Annotated in this window: 8 protein-coding genes; 3 read left to right on the forward strand and 5 right to left on the reverse strand. The window is 71.8% G+C overall.

Annotated elements, in window-relative coordinates; all coding sequences use genetic code 11:
• Positions 1–12 precede the first annotated feature (12 nt).
• Complete coding sequence (gene dacB / locus ACQPZX_RS47905) at positions 13–1,374, reverse strand: D-alanyl-D-alanine carboxypeptidase/D-alanyl-D-alanine endopeptidase (RefSeq protein WP_433371654.1); 1,362 nt, start codon at positions 1,372–1,374, stop codon at positions 13–15.
• Between the two features lie 560 nt (positions 1,375–1,934).
• Between dacB and ACQPZX_RS47910 the strand changes: the two genes are divergently transcribed.
• Positions 1,935–2,432: an inorganic diphosphatase gene (locus ACQPZX_RS47910; RefSeq protein WP_433371657.1), complete on the forward strand. Its 498-nt coding sequence runs from the start codon at positions 1,935–1,937 to the stop codon at positions 2,430–2,432.
• Positions 2,433–2,507: 75 nt separating this feature from the next.
• Here the strand turns inward: ACQPZX_RS47910 and eccD are convergent, their stop codons facing one another.
• Positions 2,508–3,941 carry a type VII secretion integral membrane protein EccD gene (eccD, locus tag ACQPZX_RS47915; RefSeq protein WP_433371660.1) on the reverse strand — a complete coding sequence of 478 codons (1,434 nt, stop codon included), beginning with the start codon at positions 3,939–3,941 and terminating at the stop codon, positions 2,508–2,510.
• A 144-nt stretch (positions 3,942–4,085) separates the two neighbouring features.
• Here eccD and eccCa point away from each other — a divergent pair, with 144 nt between their 5' ends.
• Positions 4,086–8,057 (forward strand): type VII secretion protein EccCa, encoded by a 3,972-nt coding sequence (eccCa, locus tag ACQPZX_RS47920; protein WP_433371663.1) that lies wholly within the window; start codon positions 4,086–4,088, stop codon positions 8,055–8,057.
• Positions 8,058–8,261: 204 nt separating this feature from the next.
• On the forward strand, positions 8,262–9,527 hold the full coding sequence (gene mycP, locus ACQPZX_RS47925) for a type VII secretion-associated serine protease mycosin (RefSeq protein ID WP_433371666.1): 1,266 nt from the start codon (positions 8,262–8,264) through the stop codon (positions 9,525–9,527).
• A gap of 578 nt (positions 9,528–10,105) precedes the next feature.
• On the opposite strand, the gene ACQPZX_RS47930 is transcribed toward mycP, so the two are convergent.
• The 3 genes from ACQPZX_RS47930 to ACQPZX_RS47940 are packed head-to-tail and all read right to left on the reverse strand — an operon-like array spanning position 10,106 to position 12,439.
• The gene (locus ACQPZX_RS47930) at positions 10,106–11,284 is read right to left on the reverse strand and encodes a MarP family serine protease (RefSeq protein WP_433371669.1); all 1,179 of its coding nucleotides are present in this window, start codon (positions 11,282–11,284) and stop codon (positions 10,106–10,108) included.
• A 34-nt stretch (positions 11,285–11,318) separates the two neighbouring features.
• Positions 11,319–12,029, reverse strand: coding sequence for an NUDIX hydrolase (locus ACQPZX_RS47935; protein ID WP_433371672.1), 711 nt, complete (start codon positions 12,027–12,029; stop codon positions 11,319–11,321).
• Positions 12,026–12,439 (reverse strand): TlpA family protein disulfide reductase, encoded by a 414-nt coding sequence (locus tag ACQPZX_RS47940; RefSeq protein ID WP_433371675.1) that lies wholly within the window; start codon positions 12,437–12,439, stop codon positions 12,026–12,028. The genes ACQPZX_RS47935 and ACQPZX_RS47940 overlap by 4 nt, the downstream gene beginning before the upstream one ends.
• Positions 12,440–12,505: the final 66 nt, after the last annotated feature.

Consider the following 12,505-nt stretch of genomic DNA (forward strand, 5'->3'; position numbering starts at 1 on the left):
GACGCGAAAGGCTCAGCACCCACATGAAACCAGGCGCGCCGGCACCCGATCCAGGGCCGCCTTGGCCGCGGTCGCGTTCGCCGATCCGCTTGCCATGATCGCGAAGACCAGCAGCCGGCCGTCCTTCGTGACCAGCTGGCCGGCCATCGCGTTGACGCCGCTCAGCGTGCCCGTCTTGGCCCGCACGACGCCGTAGGCGGCCCGGTTCGGCGCCGGCGAGGCGAAACGCTTCTCTAGCGTCCCCGACCAGCCCGCGACCGGCAGCCCGCCGAAGATCCCGGTGATCGCCGGCTGCTTCCCGCTCGCCGCCAGCGTGAGCAGCTGGGTGAGCAGGGCCGGGCTGATCCCGTTGTGCCGGGAGAGCCCGCTGCCGTCGTACAGGTCGGCCTCGTCACCCGGAAGTCCCAGCTCCCGCAGCTTCACGATGATCGCGTCGGTCGCGCCGTCGAAGGTGGCCGGCTTGCCGGCCGCCAAGGCCACCTGCCGGGCCAGCACGTCCGCGATGGTGTTGTCGCTCTGCTCGAGCATCCAGTCGGTGACCTGCACCAGCGGCGGCGACTGCACCTCACCCAGCCGCGTGCCCGGGGCGACGCCGGTAGCGGCCGACGGCGCAACCGCGGGCGCTTTGCCTCGCTTGACCGTCGCGACCGGCGCCCCGAGCAGCTTCGCGAACGCGCGTCCCGCCCCGATCGCCGGATCCGCGAACCGGGGATCGCCGCCGCGCTCGTTGTGGATCGGCTTGACCCGCCCGCCGTTGGTCATCAGCGGCTGGATCCGGGCCACCTGCCCCAGCGGCGAGACGTCGTCCGGCGACCAGCCCGTGCCTGTCTCCGGCCCGCTGAACAGCGACGTGTCCACCAGCAACTTCGTCGGCTTGGCGCCACCGAGCGCCTTCTTGACCTGGCTCGCGAGCTGGTCGAGCCGCGCCGCCCCCGGGAACAGCGCCTTCGCGTCCACCGACAGCGTCGGATCGCCGCCGCCCACCAGCACCACCTCGCCCGGCGCGCTTCCCGCCACCGCCGTCGTGCGCAGCCGATAGGCCGGCCCGCGAGCCGCCAGCACGGTCGCCGCGGTGAGCAGCTTCGTCGTCGACGCGGGCGTGTTCGGCACGTCGGCGTCCCGCTCGTACAGCGGCTGCCCGGTCGCCACATCGACCACCGACACATTGACCGTCGTTCCCAGCGCCGCCGAGCTCACCAGCGGATCGAGCGCCACCTTCACCTGCGCGACGCCCGGCGCCTTGCCTCCCCCCGACGCCGCCGCCAGCACCGGCGTGGGCGTCGGGTCCGGCGTGACCGGCGCCTTGGTCGGCACGACGCTGGTCTCGTCCTCGAACGGCTTCACCAGCCCGACGACGGCAACGCCGGCAATCAAAATCAAAATCGAGGAAAGCAAAATCAAAAGCTTTTTATACGTACGAGGCCGAGCACCGGCACCCGCCGCTTCCGGCCCGGCGCCGTCGTTGCTCACGCCATTGCCGCCACCGCCGGGCTGAGCTGCCAACTCACCCTCCGGCGGCGCCGAAGGCCCATACGTTGTTCCCGGCGGCGAGGACCAGGCTCCGAAAGCGCGCTCCGGCGAATCGGGCCGCATGGTTTCGGGATGGGTGTCCGGGTGCTGGGGCTGCATTTGCCGATCTTCCGCCCCATTCGCGCCGACACGTTGTTCTTGACGCGATTCGCGCGAAGGAGGCGCCACGGATGGGTTACCGTAACCGGAGGCATGATGGGGCTCGGGCGCGCCGTCGTAAACGGGCCCGTTGTGTGAATCTTGCCTCCCCACGCGCCCCTCCTCGCCCGTCGCGCCAGACTTAGGGGAGACTAGCGACATCCGGCACATCGTTGCGCGCGGATCCTGTGGGCACTGATATCCCGCCTCGGTTCCCCGCCCGTCGTGACCGGCATTTTCGGTGGGCGAGTCAAGGGAGCATAACGATGGATTTCGACGTTCTGGTTGAGATCCCCAAGGGCCAGCGGAACAAGTACGAGGTCGATCACAAGACGGGCCGTATCCGTCTCGACCGGACCCTCTTCACCGCGACGCAGTACCCCGCGGACTACGGCTTCATCGAGGGCACTCTCGGCCAGGACGGCGACCCGCTCGACGCCCTGGTCCTGGTGCAGGAGCCGACGTTCCCGGGCTGCCTGATCCGCGCCCGCGCGATCGGCATGTTCCGGATGAGCGACGAGAAGGGCCGCGACGACAAGGTCCTCTGCGTCCCCTACGAGGACCCGCGTCAGGAGCACCTGCGCGACATCCACCACCTGGGCGAGTTCGACCGCATGGAGATCCAGCACTTCTTCACGGTCTACAAGGACCTCGAGCCGGGCAAGTCGGTCGAGGGCGCGACCTGGGTCGGCCGGGTCGAGGCCGAGGAGGAGATCCGCGCCTCGTTCAAGCGCGCCGAGGTCGAGGGCGAAGACCACCACTGACGCACCCGTGGCCGCGCGCCACGGTCACCCCCGGATCCCAGCCGCGGCTTGCCTCCCGGGCCGCGGTGGGACCCGCTAGAGACTGATGCTTCCGACCGCGTCGTAGAGCCCCACCACGGCGCAGGCCACCGGAATCACCGAGACCACCACCAGGGTGTCGACGATGTCCGCCGCCCGTCCCATGTACGGCGACGGCGGCCGCGCCGAGTAGGTCGCGCCCGCGACCACGGTCACGATCGCGAGCAGCAGCACGCCGACGGTCAGCGCCACCAGCACGGTCGCGTCGGCCGATCGCATCAGGTCGACGCCGAGCGCGAACACCCCGGCCAGCCCGCCGGCGACCAGCGGCACCCGCTGGCGCAGCGTCACGAAGAGCCGGGACCGCAGCAGCAGAGCGGCGGCCGACACGGCGATCAGGATCCGCGACGACAGCGACCCCGAGGTCGCCAGCACCAGGAACGCGCCGGCGGCGAGCACCGCGTGGCCCAGCAGCATGCCGGCGAGCAGCTCTTCGGTGCGGGTGACCGCCGCGAACACCGTCTCGCGGTCGGGCCGCTCCCGCGCCACGTCGAGCGCGCCGGCGGCGCTGGCGCCGGTGAAGCCCGCCGCGCCGGCGCTGCCGGTCGGCAGGGTGACCGGTGGCGTCGGCATCTTGCCGAACCGGATCGCCAGCAGCGGCATCGCCCCGATCCCGCACACCAGCACCGAGATCAGCACCGCCGCCGCCCCGGCCGCCGTCGTGAACATGCTGACCAGCGCCGCCATCGCGCCGAGCAGCCCGGTGACCACGCCGGCCGTGAACAGCCGCAGCGAGGCCGCCACCCCGACGCCGCCGAGAGCGGCCACGATCAGCAGCGCCACCGAACCGGCGAGCAGCTCGGAGTCGCCCAGCCAGGACAGGAGCGGCAGCGCGCCGACCCGGTCGTTGGAGGCCACCAGCACCGCGCCACCGGCGAACGCGTACGGCATCGCGTAGCCGCCGAGCGCCGCGCCGGCCCGGCCGTCGTTGTACGCCCGGGAGGCGGTCACCCCGGCCACCGCGAGCACGATCGCGACCCCCAGGCCCGCGACGGCCGCGCCGGTCCACGCCGGACCGGCGAGCAGGATCGCGATCAGGCCGACGCCGAGCAGCACCCCGGCCGCGGCCAGGGTCGTCGTCCGGGTGGAGGCCGCCGTCCAGGCGCTGCCCCGACGGCGGGCGCCCTCGGCGATCGCCTCGACCACATCGTCGTACTCGAGCTCGGGCCAGTCGTTGTGCGCGGGCACGAGATGGAGCACTTCCCCGTCGCGTACGCCCTGGGGGAAAAGACCTTGGGACGTGACCAGCGCGACGCCATCGGTCCGCCGCAGCACCCACCCACCGTGTTTCTCGCCGTCGTCGGCGAGTCCCTCGCCGGCGTGCCGCAGCACCTCCGGCAGCAGCTCGGCCAGCGGCACGTGTTCCGGCAGCGCGACGTCGACGCGGCGGTTCGGCGCGCTGATGGTGACTCGGGCCAGGCCGACGCTCACGGTGACTTCTTTTCCCATCGATGGAGGGAGGCTGCGGAACGAACCGCACCTTACCTACCATAGGCGCGTCGCGATGTCCGGAAGACGGCGCGCGCGACGGGGGAGTGACCACACACCCTTGTGGACGAAGGAGACATTCCAGGCATGAGCACGGTGGTGATCAAACGGTCGGCCCGGCGCCCGGCGCCGGAGATACCGACTGGTGAGATCGCCGTCGAGCCGCCGCCGGAAATTCCGCAGGCAGCCGGCGGTCGCTGGCAGCAGGCCCTGATGGCGCTGCCCATGCTGGGCGGCTCGGTGGCCATGGCGATGATGATGGGCCAGGGCCGGGGCGGGGCGTACTCGTACGTTATCGGTGGTCTTTTCGGGGTGTCCTCGATCGCCATGCTCACCACCAGCATGGGCGCGAGCGGCTCACCCAAGAAGGCCGAGATGATGGCCGCCCGCCGGGAGTATTTGCGCCATCTGTCCGGGCTGCGCCGCCGGGTCCGCGAGACCGCGACCAGGCAGCGCGTCGGCATGCTCTACCGCCATCCCGACCCGCACCAGCTCTGGTCCACCGCGAGCAGCCATCGGGTGTGGGAGCGCCGCCCGGCCGACCCCGACTTCGGCGTCGTGCGGCTCGCGGTCGGCCCGCAGACCCTGGCCACGCCGCTGATCCCGCCGGAGACCCGGCCGCTCGACGAGCTCGAGCCGATGACCGCGGGCGCGCTGCGGCGCTTCCTCGACGCGTACTCGGTGGTCCCCGACCTCCCGGTCGCGGCGTCGCTGCGCGGCTTCGCGCGGGTCTTCCTGCGCGGCGCCGGCCCCACCGGCGAGCCGGACGCCCGCGCGCTGAGCCGGGCCGTGATCTGCCAGCTCGCCACGTTCCACGCGCCCGACGACATGATCGTCGCGATCTGCGCCGGCCCGGACCGGCGCGCCGAGTGGGAGTGGGTGAAATGGCTTCCCCACAACCTGCACCCGTCGCGCACCGACGCGCTCGGCCACGTGCGGCTGGTCGCGAGCACCGGCCCCGACCTCGAGCGCCTCCTCGAGGACGTGATCGGCAACCGGCCGCGGTTCAACCCGATGGGCGCCGGCGCGAGCTCGCCGCACGTCGTGATCGTGCTGGACGGCATCGACCTCAAGGGCGCCACCCAGCTCGACGACGGCATCGACGGCGTGACCGTGCTCGACCTCGACGAGCTGCCGCCGCGCCTGCTCGACCGGTCGCTGCTGGTGCTCGAGACCGCGCACGTGGGCGGCCGCCGGGTGCTGAACACGTACTCGATGGACCACGAGGCCGAGGTCGGCACGCCCGACGAGCTGACCGTCGAGCAGGCCGAGGCGGTCGCGCGACGGCTGTCCCCGCTGCGGCTGGCCGCGATGTCGAAGTCGTCGGACACCCCGCTGGCCACCGAGATGGGCCTGTCCGAGCTGCTCGGGCTCGGCGATCCCGAGACCTTCAGCGTGGCGCAGAGCTGGACGCCGCGCCCCAACCGCGACAAGCTGCGGGTGCCGATCGGGGTGGGCGCCGACGGCAGCCCGATCGAGCTCGACCTCAAGGAGTCGGCGCAGGACGGCATGGGCCCGCACGGCCTGCTGATCGGCGCGACCGGCTCCGGCAAGTCCGAGCTGCTGCGCACGCTGGTGATGGCGCTCGCCGCGACGCATTCGTCCGAGTCGCTGAACTTCGTGCTGATCGACTTCAAGGGCGGCGCGACCTTCTCCTCGCTGGACCGCCTGCCGCACACCGCCGCCGTGATCACCAACCTGGCCGACGAGCTCGTCCTGGTCGACCGCATGGTCGACGCGATCGACGGCGAGATGATCCGGCGCCAGGAGCTGCTCCGCAAGGCCGGCAACTACGCCAGCCTGCGCGACTACGAGAAGGCCCGAGCCGGCGGCGCGGCGCTGCCACCGCTGCCGTCGCTGCTGGTCATCTGCGACGAGTTCTCCGAGCTGCTCAGCGCCAAGCCCGACTTCATCGACCTGTTCGTCCAGATCGGACGGTTGGGCCGGTCGCTCGGCGTGCACCTGCTGCTCGCCAGCCAGCGGCTCGAGGAGGGCCGGCTGCGCGGCCTGGACACGCACTTGTCGTACAGGGTGGGTCTGCGGACCTTCTCGGCACTGGAGTCCCGAGCCGTGCTGGGCGTGCCCGACGCGTACGAGCTGCCCCGTTCCCCCGGCCACGGCTACCTCAAGTTCGGCACCGAGCCGCTGCTGCGCTTCAAGGCCGCGTACGTGTCGGGCCCGATGCGCAAGGCGGGCGCGCGCGCCGCGGCCGGTGGCGCCAACGCCGTCCCGCAGGTCCTGGAGTATTCGACCCGCTACGTCCCGGCGCCCAAGCCGGCGAAGCCGGTCCAGCCCAAACCGGAAGAGATCCCGGCCGGCGAGAGCGTGCTCGACGTGATGGTCGACCGGCTCAACGGCCAGGGCCCGCCGGCGCACCAGGTGTGGCTGCCGCCGCTCAACCAGTCGCCGGCCCTCGACGAGCTGCTCGGCCCGGTGGTCGCCGCCCCCACCCGCGGACTCGCGTTCGCCAACCCCGAGCTGCACGGCGCCCTGCAGGTGCCGATCGCGATGGTCGACAAGCCGCGCGAGCAGCTGCGCGACGTGATGTGGCTGCAGCTGGCCGGCGCGGCCGGGCACGTGGCGATCGTCGGCTCGACGCTCTCCGGCAAGTCCACCGCGCTGCGCTCGATGATCTGCGGCCTCGCGCTGACCCACACCCCGGCCGAGGTGCAGGTCTACTGCCTCGACTTCGGCGGCGGCTCGCTCAACTCGGTCCGGGACCTGCCGCACGTCGGCGGCGTCTCGGGCCGGCTCGACACGGTCGGCGTGCGGCGCACGGTCGGCGAGATCTCGACGCTGCTCACCGAGCGCGAGTCCCGGTTCGCGTCGATGGGCATCGACTCGATGGCCTCCTACCGGCGCCGGCGCGCCAACCCGGCCGGCGGCGCGGCCGACGCCGACCCGTTCGGCGACGTGTTCCTCGTGGTCGACGGCTGGTCCACATTGCGCAAGGAATACGAGGAGCTCGAGCCGGTCATCACCGACATCGCCACCCGCGGCCTGTCGTACGGCATCCACGTGGTCGCGTCGTCCTCGCGCTGGATGGACTTCCGCCCGGCGATCCGCGACCTGTTCGGCTCGCGTCTGGAGCTGCGCCTCGGCGACCCGAGCGACTCCACGATCAACCGGCGGGCCGCGATGACGGTGCCGGAGAAGCCCGGCCGCGGCATAGTCGAGCACCCGACCGACAAGAACAAATTCCTCCACCTGCTCACCGTGCGGCCCGAGCTGAGCACCATGGCCGACACCAACGCGCTGGTCAAGGCGGTGGCCACCAACTGGCACGGCCCGCTCGCGCCGCGCGTACGGATGCTGCCGTCCTCGGTCCCGTACGCCGAGCTCGACCTCAACCGCAGCGCCGGGCTGCGCCTGCCGATCGGCATCTCCGAGGCCGACCTCCAGCCGGTCGAGATCGACTTCGCCTCCGACCCGCACTTCCTGCTCTTCGGCGACGCCGAGTGCGGCAAGAGCTCGTTCCTGCGGGCGCTCGCGACCTCGGTGATCCGGCGGTTCTCCCCCGAGCAGGCCCGGATCATCCTGGTCGACTACCGGCGCAGCCTGATGGACCTGCCCGAGTCGGAACACCGCATCGGGTACGGCATCCAGGCACAGAAGACGCTGGAGCTGATGCAGTCGGTCGCCGGCTACATGGAGCGCCGCCTGCCCGGCCCCGACGTCACTGCCCAGCAGCTGCGCGACCGTTCCTGGTGGACCGGCCCCGAGCTGTTCGTCCTGGTCGACGACTACGACCTGGTGGTGGCCGGCCCGACCAACCCGCTCACCCCATTGCTCGAATATCTGCCACAGGCCCGCGACGTCGGCCTGCACCTGGTGCTCACAAGGCGGGCCGGCGGCGCCAGCCGAGCCCTCTACGAGCCGGTGATCCAGCGGCTGCGCGAACTGTCGGCGCCCGGCATGGTGATGTCCGGTCCGTCCGATGAGGGCGCTTTGATCGGCGCGGTCAAGCCCACGCTGATGCCCCCCGGACGTGGCCGCCTCCTCACCCGTCGTGAGGGCATTCGCCTGGTCCAGCTGGCCCACCTGCCGCCCTTTGCGTGAAAGCGACCGATTTAACACACTGCCAGTGCGATATCCATCGACGGACCCCACCAATAAGGCCCCGTTTCGGAGTAATCTGCATCGACCATCCAGGATCGGATAGGCGATGCGACCCGTGAGTGCTGCGAGCGCCGGCCCTTGGCCCGCCAGGGCGCACTGCCGCGTACCCGCCGCCGGCCCCGACGTTGCTCCTGGTGGTGCCCGTTGCTGAGCCGTTGCCGGCTGGCCTCGGCCGCGCTCGCCGGGGTGTTCACGCTCGCCGTGCCCGTCACGCCCGCCCTCGCTCTTGCCGCGCCCGCCCCCGTCTCTGCGCCTGTTTTCGCCGAGCCGCCCAGTCCTCTGGTGGGCGACTCGGTCCGCGACGACCAGTGGTATCTGAAGACCCTGAACATCGCCGGCGCCTGGACCTACTCGAGCGGCGCCGGCGTCACGGTCGCCGTCATCGACTCCGGCGTCGACTCCACCCACCCCGACCTGACCGGCCAGGTCCTGCCCGGCCTCGACCTGGTCGATCCCAAGGGCGACGGCGACACCGACCTGGTCGGCCACGGCACCACGGTCTCGGCCATCATCGCGGGCCGCGGCGACGATCCCGCCGGCGTCATCGGCATAGCCCCCAAAGCCAAGATCCTTCCCGTACGCGTGCTCGACGAGGAAAACCGCTACGACGACGCGATCATCGTGGCCCAGGGCGTGCGCTGGGCGGTCGACCACGGCGCCCGGGTGGTCAACCTGTCGCTGGGCGGCAACGGCAGCAGCGCCACCCTGGCCGCCGCCCTCGACTACGCGTTCGCCAAGGACGTCGTGGTGGTCGCCTGCACCGGCAACACCAGCGCGTCGTCGGACTCCGAAGTCTGGTATCCGGCTCGCGAGCCCGGCGTGATCGCCGTGGCCGGGATGGAGAAGGACAGCACCTCGCTCTGGTCCGGCTCGATCACCGGCAAGGAGACGGTGGTGACGGCTCCCGCCACCCAGCTCGTCGGCGCCCAGGCCGGCGGCGGCTACTGGAAGGTGCAGGGCACCAGCTTCGCCGCCCCCATGGTCACCGGCACCGCCGCCCTGATCCGCTCCCGCTGGCCCACGATGCCGGCCGGCGAGGTCATCAACCGCATCATCCGGACGGCCCACGACGAGGGCCCCAGCGGCCGCGACACCACGTTCGGCTTCGGCATGGTCGACCCGACCGGCGCCTTGACCGCTTCGGTGCCGGCAGTCTTCGACAACCCCCTGGACACGTCACCGTCCCCGGGCATAGCCCGCTTCGGCTCCGCTCCCGTGCCAGGCCAGGCCCAGTCCGCCCCCGACGACGCCTCAACGGTCGCCCCCCGGGTCGCCGCCGGCCAGGCAGCCTCCCCCGCCACGGTCACCGAGAGACCCGCAACCCGCACCTGGTGGCTGGCCGGCGCCCTCCTGCTGATCTCAGCGGTAGCGGCCCTGCTGACAGTCCGCCGCTTCGCCTACACGACATAGCCCGCCCCGCCCCGCACACACTCGCGAGCGCCTCCAGCGACCGCCGCCCGCGCACGCCCACACCCCTCGCCCGCGCGCCCCTCACCCGCGCGCCCGCTCGCCCGCGCGCCCGCTCGCCCGCGCGCCCGCTCGCCCGCGCGCCCGCTCGCTCGCGACCTTGATGACTTCCCGCACGAAACCAACCGCAACTCACCAACGCCCAGCAGCCGCCGCCACCCCGCGCACGCACCCCCGCCCGCTCGCTCGCGACCTTGATGACTTCCCGCACGAAACCAACCGCAACTCACCAACGCCCAGCAGCCGCGGCAACCCCGCGCACGCAATCTCCGCCCGTCCGTTCGCGACCTTGAAGACTTGCCGCGCGGAACCGGCCGGAACTCATCAACGCTCAGCGCCGGCGGCCGCCCACGCCCGCCCCGCCACACCGGCGCCTGCCATCAAGCAGAGCCTTCGACCTTTGCGCGCCGGTCCGCGGGGACTACCGACGCGCGAGCGGACCTTCGTCCTCGCCCCTGGGCAGCCGTCACCGGCCGGGTTGGCGCGACGCTCACTCTGCGTGGTTGACGCGGGGCGGGTCGTTACGCGCAGTCGTCGGTGGAGACGCCGCGGGTTCGGCTCAGGCCCTGCTGGGCCACCGGGGCCGCCTCGCTCGCGGTCAGGGCGAAGCCCGTGTTCTTGTCGTCGGCCGCGGCGGCGAAGATGACGCCCAGGACCTGGCCGTTGGGGGTGATCAGCGGGCCGCCGGAGTTGCCGCTGCGTACCAGCGAGCGAATCGTGTAGATCTCGCGGGTCACGTCGCCGGAGTCGTAGATGTCGGGGCCGGTGATCCGGCTGACGTCGCTGACCCGGGCCGACTGGGCGTCGTACGGTCCGTCCTGCGGGTAGCCCAGCACGATCGCGCTGGCGCCGCTCGCGGCCTGCTTCGCGACGAACGGCATCACCGGAGCCTTCAAGCCGGGGACGTAGACCACCGCGAGGTCGCGCTCCGGGTCGTACACGACGACCTTGCCCTGCAGGCGCTCGCCGTCGACCTCGACCGCGACCTCCCGCGTGCCGGCGACCACGTGGGCGTTCGTCATGACCCGCTCGGTCGAATACACGAAGCCGGAACCCTCGATGCGCCGCGAGCAGCTCGGCGCGGTGCCGAGCACCTTGATCACCGACTTCTTCGACTTCTGCACGATCTGGGAGCCCTTGAGCGCCGGGTCGGGCGCCGCGACCTCCTTGGTCTTGGTGGGCGCGAGGCCGCCGAAGACGTCCGGGAAGCCGTTGGTGTCGAGCGTCTCGCGCAGCGCCGACGAGAGCGCCTGCGCCTGCTCGGGCATCAGGCTGTCGATGCCGCCGAGGATGGCGCTGCTGCGGACCTCGCGGTTGAGCCCCTCGAACGGGGTGGAGCCGAGCGGCACCGCGATCAGCCATGCCACCAGCAGCACCGCGACGAGCGAGATCAGCGCGCCGCCGGCGTCGTCCACGCGCTGGAGCGGCTTGCTGGAGATCTGCCGGCGCAGGTGCGTGCCGAGCCAGCCGGCCAGGGTCTGCCCCAGCACGGCGAGCGCGAAGATCGAGGCGAGCGACACCACGAGCCGGGCGGTCGGGTCGGAGAACTTGTCCGCGATCAGCGGACCGATCTGCAGGCCGATGAGCACGCCGCTGAAGAAGCCACCGAAGGAGAGCGCGCCGATGACGAAGCCCTGGCGGTAGCCGCTAATCGCGAAGACCAGCATGAGCAGGATCAGGATGGCATCGACCACGAACACTCACTCAGCGTAGAGGCGGCGGGCCAGTCGGAGATCATGGCAGAACCTCGTCCGGCGCACCGCCGCGTGCCGCCGGGACCGGAGCGGACGCTTCCGGCAACTCCACTATGCGACCCGGCTGCCACGACCGCGACCAGCCACCCATGTCGAGCAATGCCGAGATCACCCCCGCCGTGAAGCCCCAGACCAGCAATCCGCGGACCTGGAAGGCGGGCCCGACCCAACCGCTGGGGTGTCGCACCCGGATACGGTTTTCCGGGTCCACGAGTTCATTGATCGGCAGTCGGGCCACGTGCGCGACCTCGGCCGGCTGGCGTGGGGACACCGGATGCGGGCGACGCCACCAGGCCAGCACCGGCGTCACCACGAACGAGCTAACCGGGATGAACAGGTCGGGCAGCAAGGCCAGCACTTCGGCGCTGGCCGGCTCGAGCCCGACCTCTTCCTGTGCCTCGCGCAGCGCGGTGGCGATGGCGTCGGCGTCCTCGGGGTCGGTGCCGCCGCCGGGGAAGGCGGGCTGGCCGGCGTGGTTTCGCATGGTGGCGGCCCGCTGGAGGATCAACAGGTCGGGCTCGCCGGGGGTCTCCTCGCCCAGCAGCACCAGCACCGCGCTGGGCCGGCCGCCGTTGGCCGGCGGGCGCAAGGGCGTGAAGTCTTCGGTACGGCACGTGGCGACCCGCGTCAGCAGCGGGTCGAACCAGGACGGCAGATCGTCGGGGCGCGCCAGCACCCGCCCCTGACTCACAGGGCCACCGCCACACCGGCGTGCTCGCGGACCATGTCGGTGAGTTTCGCGGCGTCGAGAGGCAAAATATTCACGTACGCCGTGCCGGCCGCGTCCACGAAGATGGTGACCGGCAAGTTGATCTTGGACACGGCGTTGAGCAGCTTCTTGTCGGGGTCGAACAGCGTCGGAAACGTCACGCCCTTGGCCGCGGCGAACGAGGCGCCGGCCTCGCGCCCATCCCCGGTGTCAACACCGACCACGGCGACTTTGCCGGCCGCCTTGTCGGCCAGCTGCTGCATGACCGGCAGCTCCTGGCGGCAGGGACCGCACCAGGACGCCCACAGGTTGATCACGGCAGGCCCGCGCACCGAGCGCAGCGCCACCTTCTCCCCACCGGTGAAGCACGGCAGCGTCACATCAGGAACCACGGAGGAACCCGCCCCGGACGAAGACCCAGCCGAGGCGGACGCAGCTGAGGCGGGCGGGCCTGAGGC

The organism is Actinoplanes sp. CA-142083 (assembly GCF_050942195.1).
Taxonomy (GTDB): Bacteria; Actinomycetota; Actinomycetes; order Mycobacteriales; family Micromonosporaceae; genus Actinoplanes.

What these genes read in the sequence shown, in the direction of transcription:
- ACQPZX_RS47910 (WP_433371657.1), top strand. Translation starts at nt 1,935, where the DNA reads ATGGATTTCGACGTTCTGGTTGAGATCCCCAAGGGCCAGCGGAACAAG.
- eccCa (WP_433371663.1), top strand. Translation starts at nt 4,086, where the DNA reads ATGAGCACGGTGGTGATCAAACGGTCGGCCCGGCGCCCGGCGCCGGAG.